The following is a 17210-nucleotide window of genomic DNA, read 5'->3' on the forward strand; positions in this document are numbered from 1 at the left end:
GCAAGCAGCGGTTTTTTATTATCAGCGTAAGCCTATTTCTGCGGCGTATTGTTGCTGCGAATTTCTTGCCAGATCTTATCGCAGTTTTTTGCTACTGCTTCATCATTGCCCATTTTTCTAGCGTTAATGCATTTCTGGTAGTCGATGACGCGCACGCTTTCCTGGTTCGCGAACTGCTCGTGTGCTTTCTCTTGCTTCAGCACGTTCAGTACGCTTTGACAGGCCTGAATTTTATCCGGGTTGCCTTCTGCGGTGTTAATACAGGCGCTGTAGGCATCCTTCAGCTTGCTATCTTCCTTCGGCGCAGGAGATTGCGCACAGGCGGTTAACCCAGCAGCCATCAGCGCAACAATAATCAGTTTTTTCATACGATGAGCCTCTTAGCGGCGGCAGAGGTCTCCCCCTGCCACGTTAGCATCAGAAAATGGTGAACGGTGCGATAACCATGAATTTCACGTCACGCTCATCCTGGAAGATGTTGCCGTAACCACCGCCCCAGCTTGGGATATCGGAGTGGTTGTCATACTGAGTGAAGTGCAGTTTGAACAGCGTACCTTTCGCACGACCATCCTGTACGGTGTATGCTACATCGAGGCTGTAGGCAGACTCTTTAATCTTGTTGTTCTTGTCGTAGTACGCATCCGGGCTCAACTGCCAGGTCGCTGGCTTAGCATCCCATGCGTAAACGTAAGAAGCACCCACTGCCCAACCCGGCAGATCCCAGTTTTTCAGGTCATACATAGTACCGAAGAAGACCGCTTTTTCGCCGTTGGCGTTGAAGTCAGAGCGGTTATCCCACCAGATATCCAGACGACCGTTAGAGGAGGCGTAGGTTGGCGTCATACGCTGCAGGAAGTAACCCTGCTGGCCTTCTGCTTTAACCCAGGTCCCTTCCAGACGGAAGTCGAAGACTTCTTGCAGCTTGTAGCCGAAGGTTAATGCTTGCAGCCATGCGGTGCCGTCATAGATGTCGTTGACGCCGTGATCGCTCACCTTGTCACGGGTACCGTAGAACTGGTAGCTGGTGGTCAGCGGGCCGCCAGGGATATCAAATTTGTAGCTACCTTTGGCGAAGTACTGATCGATATAGCCTTCTGCCTGACCAAATGCGGCTTCCAGCACCAGGTCATTTTTGAAATCGTATTTCGCACCGATGGAGTGCAGGTAATCAACTTTGGTCTTCTTATCGTTCTGATAGAAGTTGTCCATTTCAAGGTGCCAAGGCGCCTTGTAGTTGTTGGTCCACATGTAGGAGAAGCTCAGCGCGCCAGCATCACCGTAGTCGAAATTGGCCCCAGCTTCAGCACCCTGATAGGTACCTGGCATAAAGCTCCAGTGCGGCGCCAGTAGCGTCTGACCGGTTGGCTGGATGTAACCTGCGCGAGCCCATGCTGGCCCTAATTTAAATTTAGCTGCCGCTTTGTACAGGCTGATACCGCTCTTATCGCCGCTGTAATCTTCGCTGTAGCCTTTGTTCTTAGAGGAGAACGCAATTTCGTTCGGGTGACCGCTTTCTGCACTTTCCGCCATTTCAATTGCGGTGAACGCAGCAATATCAATACCGAACATATCGGCAGCATAGCCAGACTGGAAGTCGAGGTTGGCGTTCCAGGTGGAATGAGAAAGGTTGGTTTTGTATTTGTCATTATCGGTGACATCTTTACGGTCACGCTCACGCTGCCAGTAATAGATACCGCCGGTCAGTGTAGAATCATCGATGAAACCTTCTGCTTTTGCTTCCGGGGTCATCATAAAGCCTGACATTGCTGTCACACCGGCGATAGCCAGCGCCAGCGTACTACGTTTGCCACTAAACGTACGCATAGTTATATCCTCTTTGACTTTTAAAAATGCCGCTGCAAAGCAGAAGCAAAAAATAAAAACTTTAAAAAAAATGAACTTCTTAAAAAAGGTGTTTCGCTACACCGATAGACTATTTTTCGCGACGCGAATTATCAATCCTTTTCCTCAACGAGAGTGCAGGATTATGACAAAGCGCACATATTTGGTTTCTGTTTGTAACAGCGTGCGTTATTGAAACATATTCACGTCAGGCCTTGTGGGCTCTGGGTTAAATGTGAATGAGAGCGTTTACATAATGTTTCTGTGATAGAAGAGATCAAAAATGAAGAAGCGCTTAGGCTTAGAAGGTTTGCATTAATTCGCTACGCGAAACTATGAGGGACGTATTTTTTCATCCGAAAGAACACCGTTATTCCAACGAAAGTTTTCGTTAAAAACGAGGCAAAAAAAACGCCGCATGGGCGGCGTTTTTATTATTGGGTGTTAATTACCCCACCCAGGTGTCTCGTAAACCAACGGTACGGTTAAACACCAGCTTCTCAGCCGTGGTGTAGCGGCTGTCCAGGCAGAAGTAACCCTCACGCTCGAACTGGAACGCTTTACCGGCTTCAGCGGCCTGCAGAGACGGCTCAGCGTAGCCCTGCTTGATAACCAGTGACTCTGGGTTCATTACCGACAGGAAGTCTTCTGCGGCACCAGGGTTTGGCACGCTGAAGAGACGGTCGTACAGACGAATTTCAACCGGCAGCGCATGTGCCGCGCTAACCCAGTGAATGACGCCCTTCACTTTACGACCATCTGCTGGGTCTTTGCTCAGGGTATCAGCATCGTAGGTACAGAAGATGGTGGTGATATTGCCTTCAGCATCTTTCTCTACGCGCTCTGCTTTCACCACATAGGCGTTACGCAGACGAACTTCTTTACCCATCACCAGGCGCTTGTACTGCTTGTTGGCTTCTTCACGGAAGTCCGCGCGGTCGATCCAGATCTCAGCGCTAAACGGCACGTCACGGCTACCCATTTCCGGCTTATTCGGATGGTTAGGCATAGAAACCAGCTCGCTTTCGCCCTGCGGGTAGTTTTCGATAACCAGTTTAACCGGGTCGATAACCGCCATTGCGCGCGGCGCGTTTTCGTTGAGATCTTCGCGAATGCAGGATTCCAGCGAAGCCATCTCAATGGTGTTGTCCTGCTTGGTGACGCCGATGCGCTTACAGAATTCACGGATAGACGCCGCGGTATAACCACGACGACGCAGACCGGAAATGGTCGGCATACGTGGGTCATCCCAGCCTTCTACGTGTTTTTCCATTACCAGCTGGTTCAGCTTACGCTTGGACATCACGGTGTATTCCAGATTCAGGCGCGAGAATTCGTACTGGCGCGGGTGAACCGGGATGGTGATGTTGTCCAGCACCCAGTCGTACAGACGGCGGTTGTCCTGGAATTCCAGCGTACACAGGGAGTGCGTAATGCCTTCCAGCGCATCGCTGATGCAGTGAGTAAAGTCGTACATCGGGTAGATGCACCACTTAGTGCCGGTCTGGTGGTGATCGGCAAATTTAATGCGGTACAGCACCGGATCGCGCATGACGATAAACGGCGAAGCCATATCGATTTTAGCGCGCAGGCAGGCAGTACCTTCAGCAAAGCCGCCGGTACGCATTTTTTCGAACAGCGCCAGGTTCTCTTCCACGCTGCGATCGCGGTACGGGCTGTTTTTGCCCGGTGCGGTCAGCGAACCGCGGTATTCGCGGATCTGCTCAGGCGTTAATTCATCAACGTACGCCAGGCCTTTGTTGATAAGCTCGACCGCGTAGGCATGCAGCTGATCGAAGTAATCAGAAGAGTAACGGACGTTGCCAGACCAGTGAAAACCTAACCACTCGACGTCGTTTTTGATGGACTCAACGTATTCGATATCTTCTTTAACCGGGTTGGTGTCATCGAAACGCAGGTTGCACTGGCCTTGATAATCTTGCGCAATGCCAAAGTTCAGGCAGATGGATTTCGCATGGCCGATGTGCAGATAGCCATTCGGCTCTGGCGGAAAACGAGTATGCACCGTGTTGTGCTTACCGGTAGCCAGATCTTCATCAATGATCTGACGAATAAAGTTAGTCGGGCGGGCTTCAGCCTCACTCATCGTGGATTCCTCAAAGCGTAAACAACGTATAACGGCACATGATCTTATAAGCCGCGCCCGGAGACAACTATTTGTTGCACAAAAAAGGCGATGGAATATCGAATATGGGGGTATTTGCTGCAAAAAAAAGCGGCGGAGGATTTCCCCCCGCCGCTTAAGGCACTTAACTCACTTTACTCAGGAGCAGTTATTTACCTTTAATCTCATACAGTGGCGTTTGACCGGCAACCACATGACCTTCGGCTTTAATCACCAGACCGCCGAAATCATCGCTGTTGCTGCAAACTACCGGGCTAATCATCGAGCGCGCATTGGCGTTCAGGAAGTCCAGGTCCATTTCCAGGATTGGCTCACCCGCTTTCACTTCTGCACCCTCTTCAACCAGACGTTTGAAGCCTTTACCTTCCAGCGCCACGGTATCGATACCCATGTGGACAACGATTTCCGCGCCTTTGTCAGTTTCCAGGCAGAACGCGTGGTTGGTGTTGAAGATTTTCACGATGGTGCCCGTTGCTGGGGAAACTACGGTTTTATCCGTTGGTTTAACCGCCACACCGTCACCGACCGCTTTGCTGGCGAAGGCTTCATCAGGAACCTGCTCCAGTGCAACCACATCACCGGTAATCGGAGAAACCAGAGTTTCTACGGTCGCGGTGTTAGCCACAGCCTGCGGTTTTGCCGCCGCTGGTGCTGCTGGCGCTGCGCTTTCCGCTGCTGCTGCGGCAACCGGGCCACGCGCAACGACTTTCTTCATCGCGTCGCCGATAGACTCAGCTTTCGCACCCACGATAACCTGGATGGTTTGTTTGTTCAGTTTCACCACACCGGAAGCGCCCAGACGTTTGCACATCGCGTCGCTTACCTTCGCGGAGTCGCCTACGGTCAGGCGCAGACGGGTAATACAGGCATCAATCGCTTTCAGGTTGTCAGTACCACCAACTGCGGCAATGTAGTTAGTTGCCAGCTGATTCAGACCTTCTTCGGTGTTACTGTTCGCTTCTTCAGTCACCACGTTGTCGTCTTTATCTTCACGACCTGGTGTTTTCAGGTTGAACATGCGGATAACCACACTGAACAGGACGAAGTAGATAACGAAGAAGACCAGACCCATTACCACCAGCATCCAGACGTTCTTACTTGCTGCCGGCAGGCTGTACATCAACACGTAGTCGATAGCGCCTGCGGAGAAGGAGAAGCCCGCGTGGATACCCAGCAGCGTTGCGATGAACAGGCTAACGCCGGTCAGAATCGCGTGCAGCAGGTACAGTACCGGCGCCAGGAACATGAACAGGAATTCCAGCGGCTCGGTTACACCGGTCAGGAATGCGGTGACCGCCACGGACAGCAGCATACCGCCAACCATTGGACGACGCGCTTTCGGTGCTGCGAAGTACATCGCCAGCGCCGCACCCGGCAGACCAAACATCATGATTGGGAAGAAGCCGGACATGAACATACCCGCAGTGCCGTCACCCGCATAGAAGCGGTTGATGTCACCGTGGAAGACCGCACCGGCCGCGTTGGTGAACTCACCAATCTGGAACCAGGCGATGGTGTTCAGCACCTGATGCAGACCAGTTGGGATCAGCAAACGGTTGATGAAACCAAAGATACCGGAGCCCAGCGCGCCAGCGCCAACGATCCACTCACCACCTGCGTGGATGGCGTTCTGCACCGGTGGCCACACGTAGCCAAAGATGGCTGCCAGCACCAGACAGAAGAAGCCAGTGGCGATCGGCACGAAGCGTTTGCCGCCGAAGAAGCTCAGGAAGTCAGGCAGTTTGATACCCGCCCAACGGTTATAAACGGCACCACCGACCAGACCGGTAATGATACCCGCCAGGACACCCATGTTAATGGCTGGGTTGATGGTGACCATTGCTTTAGTCAGTACGAAATAACCGACTGCGCCTGCCAATGCTGCTGCACCCGCGCTGTCTTTAGACCAGCTGGATGCCACACCGATGGCAAAAATCAGCGCCAGGTTATCAAAGATAGACCCGCCCGCTTGTGCGATGAACGGCACGTTAAGTAAGTCTGGCTGACCGAATCGCAGCAACAGCGCCGCCACCGGCAGCACAGCGATAGGGAGCTGTAACGCCCTACCTAGTCGCTGGAAAAACCCTAAAATATTCATCTTATTCCCCCTACGAGACCCCGATACGGCTCATTTAAGCCATTTTTTTATTGTGCAAAAAAGCATGACACTGCGATGTCTTGTAAACTGCAATCACAACTCTGAGGATTATGAGTGTGTGGAAGTTTAATTCGTATCGCAAATTAAACACGTGTTTTTTGTGACTATTGTCACCAAATATTGTTATCACCACTCCCTTTCGCTGGCTAACCATGAAAACTTATTTTATGATTCAAAAAATCAAAACGGATTGCTCCCTGACGATGCAAACAGGTGACGCTTAAAGCGTGTACGGAGATGCCATCCGCCAACTTCTTACATTTTACATTTTGAGGTGAAGAATGAGACTGATTCCTCTCGTTAACGCTGAACAAGTCGGCAAATGGGCTGCCCGCCACATCGTTAACCGTATCAATGCTTTCAAACCTACCGCGGACCGTCCATTCGTCCTCGGCTTGCCAACCGGCGGCACCCCGCTGGCAACCTATAAAGTATTAGTTGAAATGCATAAAGCGGGCCAGGTGAGCTTTAAGCATGTCGTCACCTTCAACATGGACGAATACGTTGGTCTGCCAAAAGAGCATCCGGAAAGCTATTACAGCTTCATGCACCGCAATTTCTTCGACCACATTGATATCCCAGAAGAAAATATCAACCTGCTGAACGGCAACGCGCCGGATGTTGACGCAGAATGTCGTCGTTATGAAGAAAAAATTCGTTCTTACGGCAAAATTCACCTGTTTATGGGTGGCGTGGGCAACGATGGTCACATCGCGTTCAACGAACCGGCGTCTTCCCTTTCTTCCCGTACCCGTATCAAAACGTTGACGCATGAAACCCGCGTCGCAAACTCCCGTTTCTTTGACGGCGACGTTGCACTGGTACCAAAATACGCGCTGACCGTTGGCGTAGGTACATTGCTGGACGCTGAAGAAGTGATGATTCTGGTGCAGGGATCAACTAAAGCGCTGGCGCTGCAGCAAGCGGTTGAAGGCAACGTTAACCATATGTGGACCATCACCTGTCTGCAGCTGCATCCGAAATCGCTGATTGTCTGCGACGAACCTTCTACCATGGAGTTGAAGGTCAAGACCCTGAAATATTTCAATGAATTAGAAGCTGAAAATATTAAAGGTCTGTAATGTCTTATCGTCCCGTGATCTACCGCGGGACAAATTTTTAGAACACCGGGGGTCGTAATGTATGCATTAACCCATGGCCGAATCTATACTGGCCACGAAATTCTGGATGACCATGCGATTATCGTCGCCAATGGCCTTATTGAACATATTTGCCCACTGGCCGATGTACCAGCGAACGTCGAACAGCGTTCTGTTAATGGCGGCATTCTCGCCCCTGGTTTTATCGACGTTCAGCTTAACGGCTGCGGCGGCGTGCAGTTCAACGACACCGCCGAAGCGGTCACCGTTGAAACGCTGGAAATCATGCAGAAAGCCAACGAGAAATCGGGCTGCACTAACTATCTGCCTACGCTCATCACCACCAGCGACGACCTGATGAAACAGGGTATCCGCGTGATGCGCGAATATCTGGCGAAGCATCCTAACCAGGCGCTAGGTCTGCACCTTGAAGGCCCGTGGTTAAATCTGGTGAAAAAAGGCACTCACAACCCAAGCTTCGTGCGTAAACCCGATGCTGAATTAGTGAAGTTCCTCTGTGATAACGCAGACGTCATCACCAAAGTGACCCTGGCACCCGAAATGGTTGCACCGGAAGTCATCACCGCGCTGGCCAATGCCGGTATCGTCGTTTCTGCGGGCCACTCCAACGCCACCGCGCAAGAAGCACGCGTAGGTTTCCGCGCAGGTATCACCTTCGCGACGCACCTGTTTAACGCGATGCCTTATATGTCTGGCCGCGAACCGGGTCTGACCGGGGCTATCCTGGATGCGAACGAAATCTACTGCGGCATCATTGCTGACGGCCTACACGTGGACTACATCAATATCCGTAACGCCAAGCGCCTGAAAGGCGATAAGCTGTGTCTGGTAACCGATGCCACCGCACCGGCGGGTGCCGATATTGATCAGTTCATTTTTGCTGGTAAAACAATATACTACCGTAATGGACTCTGTGTTGATGAAAACGGTACATTGAGCGGTTCCTCGCTGACCATGATCGAAGGCGTTCGCAATCTGGTAGAACATGCCAATATTGCGCTCGACGAAGTGCTTCGCATGGCAACGCTCTACCCTGCTCGCGCCATTGGCGTTGAAAAACGTCTCGGCAGCATTGCACCGGGCAAGGTCGCGAACCTGACCGCATTCACGCACGACTTTAAAATCATCAAGACCATCGTTAATGGCAACGAGGTCGTTACTGAGTAAGAGAAAGTATGACATCAGGCGGACAAGCTCAAATTGGTAATGTTGACCTCGTAAAACAGCTTAACAGCGCGGCCGTTTACCGCCTGATTGACCAGCATGGGCCAATCTCGCGTATTCAGATTGCCGAGCAGAGCCAGCTTGCTCCCGCCAGCGTGACCAAAATCACGCGTCAGCTTATTGAGCGCGGATTGATCAAAGAAGTCGATCAGCAGGCCTCCACCGGAGGCCGCCGCGCTATCTCCATCATTACCGAAACCCGTAATTTCCACGCCATTGGCGTTCGCCTTGGCCGTCACGACACGACCCTCACGCTGTACGATCTAAGCAGTAAAGCGGTTGCTGAAGAGCACTATCCGCTGCCTGAGCGCACCCAGGAAACGCTGGAACATGCCTTGCTTAACACCATCGGCACTTTTATTGAATCGTGCCAGCGTAAAATTCGTGAGCTGATTGCTATTTCAGTGATTCTGCCTGGGCTGGTTGATCCTGAGAGCGGCGTTATTCGCTATATGCCGCACATCCCGGTGGAAAACTGGCGTCTGGTTGAAGCGCTGGAAAAACGCTTTAAAGTGACCTGTTTTGTGGGCCACGATATCCGCAGCCTGGCGCTGGCCGAGCACTACTTTGGTGCAAGCCAGGACTGTGAAGACTCCATTCTGGTGCGCGTGCATCGCGGTACCGGCGCAGGCATCATCTCCAACGGGCGCATTTTTATCGGCCGCAACGGCAACGTCGGTGAGATTGGTCATATTCAGGTCGATCCGCTCGGCGAGCGCTGCCACTGCGGTAACTTTGGCTGTCTGGAAACCGTGGCCGCCAATGCCGCCATTGAGCAACGCGTCCGCCATCTGCTGGAGCAGGGCTACCAAAGCCGCGTGACGCTCGACGATTGCCACATCAAAACTATCTGCAAAGCCGCTAACAAGGGCGACGCGCTGGCAACCGAAGTGATTGAGCATGTAGGCCGTCATCTCGGTAAAACCATCGCCATTGCCATTAACCTGTTTAACCCGCAGAAAGTGGTGATTGCCGGTGAAATCATCGAGGCCGACCGCGTCCTGCTGCCCGCCATTGAAGGCTGCATTAACACGCAGGTTTTAAAGGCTTTTCGCAAGAATCTGCCGGTGGTACGTTCAACCCTCGACCACCGCTCCGCGATTGGCGCATTTGCGCTGGTCAAGCGCGCAATGCTCAACGGTATCCTGCTACAACATTTGTTGGAAGGTTAGTCCTAAGAGGCAACGCCGGGGATAACGTGTATAATTACGCCTCTTTAAAAACAAACGCCAGGTAGTCCATGACCATTCAGAATGTAATCTGTGATATTGACGGCGTGCTGATGCACGACAACGTTGCCGTGCCGGGTGCAGCAGAATTCGTCGCACGCGTACTGGATAAAGGTATGCCGTTTCTCTGTCTGACCAACTACCCTTCACAGACGGGCCAGGATTTGGCAAACCGCTTCGCCACCGCAGGCATCGACGTGCCTGACAGCGTGTTTTATACCTCCGCCATGGCAACCGCCGATTTCCTGCGCCGCCAGGAAGGGAAAAAAGCCTACGTGGTTGGTGAAGGGGCATTGATCCACGAGCTCTATAAAGCCGGGTTCACCATTACCGACGTCAACCCGGACTTCGTTATCGTGGGTGAAACACGTTCCTTTAACTGGGAAATGATGCACAAGGCGGCATTCTTCGTCGCCAATGGCGCTCGCTTCATCGCAACGAACCCTGATACCCATGGCCGTGGTTATTACCCAGCCTGTGGCGCACTGTGCGCCGGTATCGAAAAAATCTCTGGCCGTAAGCCGTTTGTTGTTGGCAAGCCAAGCCCGTGGATCATCCGCGCCGCCCTTAACAAAATGCAGGCACACTCAGAGCAGACGGTTATCGTCGGCGATAATCTTCGCACTGATATTCTGGCTGGCTTCCAGGCAGGGCTCGAGACCATTCTGGTTCTCTCTGGCGTCTCCACCGTTGATGACATCGATAATATGCCGTTCCGCCCGTCGTGGATTTACCCATCGGTTGCCGAAATCGATATCCTTTAATGATCCAGCCGCTGCAAATGGCAGCGGCAACACCGGTGCCCGCTCGGGCATCGGTCCAACGAATCCCTCTGACTTCTCTCATCTTTTTTTTCTGTTGCTTAGACCCGTTCTAACGTCACCCGGTAATATCTGAAGAGTTGGCTAACAACTTGCCCCACAGAAAACAGATTCACTAAAAAAAACACGTTTAAAATGACAATTCATCAATAATAGAGAAGTTAACGTACGTATTTTTTAGTATTCATTAACCCCTATTGCATTATTTCTTTCAGGGGCTGAAAAAACCTTGCACCTGTTCACCCTTTACGGCATTTTTTTAGTCATGCAAAGACGCTGCGACAGTACAGCGCCGCACAATTTCACAGCACAACAGGGTTAACGGAGAAGTCTATGTGTTCTATTTTCGGTGTACTGGATATTAAAACTGATGCGGTCGAGCTGCGTAAAAAGGCGCTTGAGCTCTCACGCCTGATGCGCCACCGTGGCCCGGACTGGTCTGGGATCTACGCAAGTGATAAAGCGATTCTCGCGCATGAACGCTTGTCGATTGTTGACGTCAACGCCGGTGCCCAGCCGCTGTATAACGAAAAGAAAACGCACGCTCTGGCCGTCAACGGTGAAATCTACAACCATCAGGCGCTGCGCGCTGAATACGGTGACCGCTACCAGTTCCAGACCGGTTCTGACTGCGAAGTCATCCTCGCGCTGTATCAGGAAAAAGGTCCAGAATTCCTCGACGATCTGCAAGGGATGTTCGCCTTCGCGCTGTACGACAGCGAGCAAGACGCGTACCTGATTGGCCGCGACCATATCGGTATTATCCCGCTGTACATGGGTCACGACGAATTCGGTAACTTCTACGTCGCTTCTGAAATGAAAGCACTGACCCCAGTTTGCCGCACCATTCAGGAGTTCCCTGCCGGTAGCTATCTGTGGAGCAAAGACGGTGAAATCCGTCAGTATTACCAGCGTGATTGGTTCGACTACGATGCGGTTAAAGACAACGTCACCGACAAAAACGAACTGCGCCAGGCGCTGGAAGAATCGGTGAAAAGCCACCTGATGTCTGACGTACCGTACGGCGTGCTGCTTTCCGGCGGCCTGGATTCTTCGGTCATTTCAGCTATCACCAAAAAATTCGCCGCACGCCGTGTAGAAGATCAGGAACGCTCAGAAGCCTGGTGGCCGCAGTTGCACTCCTTCGCCGTCGGCCTGGAAGGGTCTCCTGACCTGAAAGCCGCGCAGGAAGTGGCAAACCACCTGGGTACCGTGCACCATGAAATTCACTTCACCGTGCAGGAAGGCCTGGATGCGATTCGCGACGTGATTTATCACATCGAAACCTACGACGTGACCACCATTCGCGCCTCTACACCGATGTATCTGATGTCACGTAAAATCAAAGCGATGGGCATCAAAATGGTGCTGTCCGGTGAAGGTTCTGATGAAGTGTTTGGCGGCTACCTGTACTTCCACAAAGCGCCAAACGCCAAAGAACTGCATGAAGAGACCGTGCGTAAACTGCAGGCGCTGCACATGTACGACTGCGCGCGTGCTAACAAGGCGATGTCCGCTTGGGGCGTAGAAGCACGCGTACCGTTCCTGGATAAAAAATTCCTCGACGTGGCGATGCGCATCAACCCGCAGGACAAAATGTGCGGCAACGGCAAGATGGAAAAACACGTGCTGCGTGAGTGCTTCGAATCGTATCTGCCAGCAAGCGTTGCATGGCGCCAGAAAGAGCAGTTCTCCGACGGTGTAGGCTATAGCTGGATTGATACGCTGAAAGAAGTGGCGGCGAAACAGGTGACCGATCAGCAACTGGAAACCGCGCATTTCCGCTTCCCGTACAACACGCCGACGTCTAAAGAAGGCTATCTGTACCGTGAAATCTTTGAAGAGCTATTCCCGGTGCCAAGCGCTGCGGAATGCGTCCCAGGCGGCCCATCCGTTGCATGCTCTTCCGCGAAAGCAATTGAGTGGGATGAAGCGTTCAAAACCATGGACGATCCTTCTGGTCGTGCGGTAGGCGTGCACCAGTCGGCTTACAAGTAAGCGTGGTCGTAAGATAGAAAAAAGCCCCTGATGGTGACATCAGGGGCTTTTTATTTGCCGGGGTGAGAGCAAAACTACTCCCCACGCCCCTTCTTCGCTGCCAGCGATCGCAGCAACACGCCCAGCGTCGTCCCATTATGCAACATGGCACTCGCCCCCGGCGTCAACCAGCCCAGCGCCGCTGCCAGCATAATGGCGCTGTTCACCCACTCGGTCAGCTTGATGTTGCTGTTCACCAGCTTCATTGCCTCCAGCGAGAGTTGACGCGCGGTAATCACGCCGAACAGATTGTCCTGCAACAGCACGGCGTCCGCCGCCTGCTGTGCCAGCTCGGTACTCTGGTTCATGGCTAAACCAACGTCCGCCTGCGTCAGCACCGGCGCATCGTTGATACCATCCCCCACGAACATCACCTTGTGCCCCGCCTCCTGCAACGCTTTCACCACCTCGACCTTACTCTCCGGCGTGGCTTCGGCAACGTAGCGGTCAATGCCTACGCGTTCTGCAAGCTGGCACGCCTTCTCAGCGCGATCGCCAGTCAGCAAGACCACCTGGCGAATGCCGGACGCTTTAAGCTGCTCAATCACTTCAGAGGCTTCATCGCGCAGATGATCCTGCAGGCCGATCATCCCCACCAGTTGATTATCAAAACCGATAAACAGCAGGTGCCGCCCCTGGGCCGCCAGTTCATCGATCTCCGCTTCATACGGCGTGAAATCGATGTCGTAGTGGCAATCCAGGAAGTGGCGGCTGCCAATCACCAGCTGATGATCTTCCAGCGCGCAAAGCAGACCATGTGCAATGACATACTCCACTTCACCATGCGCAATATGCGGCAGTTCGTGGTGTTCTGCCGCCGCCACGACCGCATGAGCCAGCGGATGATTACTGTGCTCTTCTACCGAGGCAGCAATCGCCAGCAGACGCTTGGCCTGCACCAGTTGGTCGTTGAAGCTGATGACGTCCGTCACCTGCATCTCGTCGTGAGTCAGGGTGCCGGTTTTATCGAACACCACCGTATCGACATCCGCCAGCTTCTCAATCGCTCGCCCACCTTTCAGCAACAGACCGTTCTGCGCAGCCCGGTACATAATCGATTTAAAAGCGATTGGCGTACTGAGCTTCAGCGCACAGGAATAGTCCACGAGGAAGACGGAGGCCAGACGCTGCCAGCTACGGGTCATGGCAAACACCGCCGCACCCACGCCAAGCGTGATGCCGACGCGACGGTCGGCCATGGCCTGAGTAACCTGCTGAGTTTCACTACGCTGGGTCAGCGAATCGCGGATAAAGCGGCGAATATGCGCCGTCGAGGAAGACTCCCCAACCTGCTCGGCGGTAATCGCGACGTTTCCGTCCTGGATTTGCGTTCCCGCATAGACCCAGGAGCCCGGTTCACGACGTACCGGCACGCTTTCCCCGGTCATCGACGCCTGATTGACCTGAGCAATACCGCGCAGCACCGTGCCGTCGGCCGGGATATTATCCCCCGGGCCAAGCAGCATCACATCGCCCGCCACCAGCTCGCTGCTGTTGATCTCCACGCTTTCGCCATCGCGCTCAACCCATACCGGGTGCTCGCGCGGCTGCATCAGGTCGGCCAGCAACGCATCCGAGTGACGGCTGGTCTCCTGTTCCATGTACTCACCGAGCGTCAGCAGCGACTGCGTCAGCATGGCGGTACGGTTATCCCCGCGTAGCATCGACAAACTCAACGCCAGCGCATCCAGCACTTCGACCTTCAACTGCCCTTGTCTCAGGGTATTCGCCCCTTCCAGGATAGTTGGAGCGGTCAACAGCGCCGCCGGTAGACGCGCCCAGCGAGGCGGCAGCACCTGCGTTAGCGCCAACCCAGCGAGGTTGAGGAGGTTATCGCCGCCGCAGTATTCGGTTTCAAATTCGCAGTCGTCCGCCGTTTGCCAGTCCAGAGCATCCACCGCCGCCACAATGGCGGTAAGTGACGTTCGCGCGCGATCCCATTGGATCACCGCACTGCGCGCCGAAGGACGAATGCGCACACCGCTGACGCCTGGCAGCGTCAGGATCTGCTGTTTCAGCCACCCGGCGGCATCCGGATAGTCACCGAGCGCCGCGATTCGCAGGCGCACACGTCCGGGGATCTGGTGAACGACGGTAACCCGTTCGCCTACCGCACTCACTCGATCTCATCCTTATTCTGGCTACGGTAGTAGTCCAGTTCCGCCTGCAGATCGGCAATGCGTTCTTTCATCTCTTCCATTTCGCCACGCACGGTACCCCAGGCTTTACTCGCCGTATTGGTGATCCCCTGCTGTACGTTACGGTTGGTCAGAAGGTAGGTGATTGCCGCTCCGGCCACCAGCCCGGTTAACAGGTGGGTGCGGCTATTGCTTGTCGTTGCCGCTGGTGCCTGCACCGGCATGGCTGCCGGATTACGTTCCCACGCACCGGTCCACGGGTTGTACAGGTATTCAGGCTGATTCATCGTTTCCTCGCTTAGCTATCGCATCCATAAGATAAAGAGAAGCGGCACCCACCCCGATAAGGGTCAGCACGGACTGCAGCGGACGGGTCTTATTGGCATCCGCTATCGCCATCACCGTTCCGCTGATAAGACTGGCCTTCGCCGTCGCCTTCATCACCGTGCAGGCCGCTTCATTCAGCGTTTGTTCATTTTGCTGGTAGCGCTGCCATTCACGTGCGCAGGCAGCACTTCCCCCGACAAGCGCGCCGGCAATAGCGGCGCGGCCTACTCGGTTTTGTCTGTCACGGCTGTTGTTCATCCGCTACGTCCTCATCATCAAACGGCATGGCACCCGGTTGGCGATGGCGCTCTACGGACTCCTGAAAGCCCTCTTTCCCTGCTTTCATGGTGTCGCGAAAGATAGCCGCGCTGGAGGTTGCCGTCTCTTTGATGGCCTCAGAGCTATTCTTCACGCCGTCTTTGACTTTGCTGGAACCGGCTTTGAGCATGTCACCTGCGCCCGCCAGCGTTTGCATCAGCATGCCGCGCACGGAATCGTTAGTCAGCAGCAGCGTCACTGCCGCCCCAACCATCGCCCCTTTCCAGAACTCTTTGTCGTCCATCCCAACGGTGCTGATGATATTTTTCAGCAGGCCAGCCTGGTCGCCCATCGCGCCATCAACCACGTGCTGCGCGTACTGGCTCCAGTCCACGCCCTGCTGCGCGGCAGCATGGTGATGATGGTGATGCGGGTGAGCAAACTGCGGAGGTACTGCGCCCTGAGGTGCCGGAGGGAAGCCCATAGGTGGGAAACCCATCGCCATTTGTGGTGGCATCTGCATTTGCGGCTGCGGTGGCATCTGTGGCTGAGGAGGAACCTGCCCGTTCTGCGGCCACGCCATTCCCTGCGGCATTGGTGGGTACGGATACCACGGGTAGCCGTATGGCGGATAGTAACCGGCCGGTGGAACTTGCTGTGCGTTGTTGTCATTGGTGCTCATGATGACTGTCCTTTTTCATTTAGTGAGAGGGGCTAAGAATGGCGGCCAGTTGCTCCAGCGCCTGCTGGGCCTGCTCGCCATCCTGACCAAACAGCTGATTGAGGATGTGCGGGCGAATCGCGGCTGCATCGTACTCAAGGACGATAGAGCCGGTATCGCTATTGATCTGATAACGCCGGAGGTACCCTTCAGGAGAGCAATAAGCATCAAGCTGCTTGAGCTTCCCCTGGCTAAGGCTGGCTATAAGCTTGTTGGAAAACCGCAGGCGTAAGCGCCCGGGGATATGGTGTGCCACTTCAACAAAGCGGCGCAAAGTCAGTAAGTCGCCCAAGGATTCAGCAGGCATATCATTTAATACCCTGATATTTATAGGTGGTATTAATGAAATCACAGATAGAAAACGCCAGATAGCACTAATCGCCCTTCTCTTGCGATGCGTCAAAAGGGAGCGTCCGATTCTTTTTTGCGCTGCGTGCGGTGAAGGCTGGACACGGGCGGAATGCAAATATAAATTACTCTCATTACCACTATATAAGTAAAAATGAGGCGGCTATGACTCCTTACCTGCACCAGACCCCCAATCGCATCCGCATCCGCTCAAGCTGGATCCAGCGCCATCCGCACGAGGTTGAAAAGTTGATTGAGCAACTGCGCACCCGTGACGGTATTAAAGAGGTGATTCACCGCTTATATGCCGGTTCCGTGGCGGTAAGCTTCGATCCCGCGCGTATTTCTGCCTCAACCCTGCTTAATGAGCTGGAACAGGCGCAATGGCTTAGCAGCCAGAAAGATAAGAGCTACATCGAGAACACCCTACGCGTAGGGGCCAGTCATTTATTAAAAACGCTGGCTTTCGGCGCGCTTAAGCGTACCGTGGGTGGTCCGGTGGTTTCTCTTGTTAGCGTATTAACGCGATAACCTTGCAGTGAATCCGGATGTATTGATGGCATGATTTAACGCGAAATAACCAATAATTGCCGAATAATGCGCCAGGCTGTTCACAACCCAACCAAACAGTCACATTCCGGTGAATTTCATTGAAAAAGGTGTTGACGGTATTGGGCTCAATACGCATAATGCGCCCCGCAACGCCGATAAGGTAACGCGAAAAAAAAGATGGCTACGTAGCTCAGTTGGTTAGAGCACATCACTCATAATGATGGGGTCACAGGTTCGAATCCCGTCGTAGCCACCATCTTTTTTTGCGGGAGTGGCGAAATTGGTAGA

The 17210-nt window shown here is 53.6% G+C and carries 15 protein-coding genes and 1 tRNA gene; 7 read left to right on the forward strand and 9 right to left on the reverse strand.

The features are described 5' to 3' along the window. Positions 1 to 32: 32 nt before the first annotated feature. The 4 genes from chiQ to nagE form a co-directional block, all read right to left on the reverse strand. Positions 33 to 368: a ChiQ/YbfN family lipoprotein gene (gene chiQ, locus RDN66_RS19915; protein ID WP_035892691.1), complete on the reverse strand. Its 336-nt coding sequence runs from the start codon at positions 366 to 368 to the stop codon at positions 33 to 35. Between the two features lie 49 nt (positions 369 to 417). Next, positions 418 to 1824 carry an OprD family outer membrane porin gene (chiP, locus tag RDN66_RS19920; RefSeq protein WP_248537458.1) on the reverse strand — a complete coding sequence of 469 codons (1407 nt, stop codon included), beginning with the start codon at positions 1822 to 1824 and terminating at the stop codon, positions 418 to 420. A 466-nt stretch (positions 1825 to 2290) separates the two neighbouring features. Further along, positions 2291 to 3949 carry a glutamine--tRNA ligase gene (gene glnS, locus RDN66_RS19925; RefSeq protein ID WP_035892688.1) on the reverse strand — a complete coding sequence of 553 codons (1659 nt, stop codon included), beginning with the start codon at positions 3947 to 3949 and terminating at the stop codon, positions 2291 to 2293. Positions 3950 to 4136: 187 nt separating this feature from the next. Next, entirely contained in the window at positions 4137 to 6086 is a 1950-nt protein-coding gene (gene nagE / locus RDN66_RS19930; protein ID WP_202216229.1) for a PTS N-acetyl glucosamine transporter subunit IIABC, read from the reverse strand. Positions 6087 to 6427: 341 nt separating this feature from the next. Here nagE and nagB point away from each other — a divergent pair, with 341 nt between their 5' ends. The 5 genes from nagB to asnB all read left to right on the forward strand — a co-directional run bounded on the left by nagB (position 6428) and on the right by asnB (position 12539). After that, positions 6428 to 7228 (forward strand): glucosamine-6-phosphate deaminase, encoded by an 801-nt coding sequence (gene nagB, locus RDN66_RS19935; RefSeq protein WP_035892686.1) that lies wholly within the window; start codon positions 6428 to 6430, stop codon positions 7226 to 7228. A 57-nt stretch (positions 7229 to 7285) separates the two neighbouring features. Next, on the forward strand, positions 7286 to 8434 hold the full coding sequence (gene nagA, locus RDN66_RS19940; RefSeq protein ID WP_308538132.1) for an N-acetylglucosamine-6-phosphate deacetylase: 1149 nt from the start codon (positions 7286 to 7288) through the stop codon (positions 8432 to 8434). 8 nt (positions 8435 to 8442) lie between these two features. After that, positions 8443 to 9663: an N-acetylglucosamine repressor gene (locus RDN66_RS19945; RefSeq protein ID WP_035892684.1), complete on the forward strand. Its 1221-nt coding sequence runs from the start codon at positions 8443 to 8445 to the stop codon at positions 9661 to 9663. 68 nt (positions 9664 to 9731) lie between these two features. Continuing rightward, complete coding sequence (locus tag RDN66_RS19950) at positions 9732 to 10484, forward strand: HAD-IIA family hydrolase (protein WP_035892682.1); 753 nt, start codon at positions 9732 to 9734, stop codon at positions 10482 to 10484. 390 nt (positions 10485 to 10874) lie between these two features. After that, positions 10875 to 12539 (forward strand): asparagine synthase B, encoded by a 1665-nt coding sequence (asnB, locus tag RDN66_RS19955; protein ID WP_035892681.1) that lies wholly within the window; start codon positions 10875 to 10877, stop codon positions 12537 to 12539. Positions 12540 to 12613: 74 nt separating this feature from the next. Here the strand turns inward: asnB and RDN66_RS19960 are convergent, their stop codons facing one another. Genes RDN66_RS19960 through RDN66_RS19980 form a run of 5 tightly spaced genes read right to left on the reverse strand, consistent with a single transcriptional unit; the run spans position 12614 to position 16329 of the window. Next, the gene (locus RDN66_RS19960) at positions 12614 to 14698 is read right to left on the reverse strand and encodes a heavy metal translocating P-type ATPase (protein WP_308538133.1); all 2085 of its coding nucleotides are present in this window, start codon (positions 14696 to 14698) and stop codon (positions 12614 to 12616) included. Next, positions 14695 to 15003, reverse strand: a complete 309-nt coding sequence (locus RDN66_RS19965) for a YtxH domain-containing protein (RefSeq protein WP_035892678.1) — start codon at positions 15001 to 15003, stop codon at positions 14695 to 14697. The genes RDN66_RS19960 and RDN66_RS19965 overlap by 4 nt, the downstream gene beginning before the upstream one ends. After that, positions 14990 to 15301, reverse strand: a complete 312-nt coding sequence (locus tag RDN66_RS19970) for a hypothetical protein (RefSeq protein ID WP_123650119.1) — start codon at positions 15299 to 15301, stop codon at positions 14990 to 14992. The genes RDN66_RS19965 and RDN66_RS19970 overlap by 14 nt, the downstream gene beginning before the upstream one ends. Further along, positions 15285 to 15983, reverse strand: a complete 699-nt coding sequence (locus RDN66_RS19975; RefSeq protein WP_051910728.1) for a YtxH domain-containing protein — start codon at positions 15981 to 15983, stop codon at positions 15285 to 15287. The genes RDN66_RS19970 and RDN66_RS19975 overlap by 17 nt, the downstream gene beginning before the upstream one ends. A gap of 19 nt (positions 15984 to 16002) precedes the next feature. After that, positions 16003 to 16329: an HMA2 domain-containing protein gene (locus RDN66_RS19980; protein WP_072011359.1), complete on the reverse strand. Its 327-nt coding sequence runs from the start codon at positions 16327 to 16329 to the stop codon at positions 16003 to 16005. A gap of 206 nt (positions 16330 to 16535) precedes the next feature. Between RDN66_RS19980 and RDN66_RS19985 the strand changes: the two genes are divergently transcribed. Together RDN66_RS19985 and RDN66_RS19990 are read left to right on the forward strand one after the other, a co-directional pair. Then, positions 16536 to 16901: a hypothetical protein gene (locus tag RDN66_RS19985; protein WP_202216233.1), complete on the forward strand. Its 366-nt coding sequence runs from the start codon at positions 16536 to 16538 to the stop codon at positions 16899 to 16901. A 200-nt stretch (positions 16902 to 17101) separates the two neighbouring features. Beyond that, positions 17102 to 17178 (forward strand) — tRNA-Met (locus RDN66_RS19990). Positions 17179 to 17210: the final 32 nt, after the last annotated feature.

This window comes from uncultured Kluyvera sp., from assembly GCF_902485085.1.
GTDB lineage: Bacteria > Pseudomonadota > Gammaproteobacteria > Enterobacterales > Enterobacteriaceae > Kluyvera > Kluyvera ascorbata.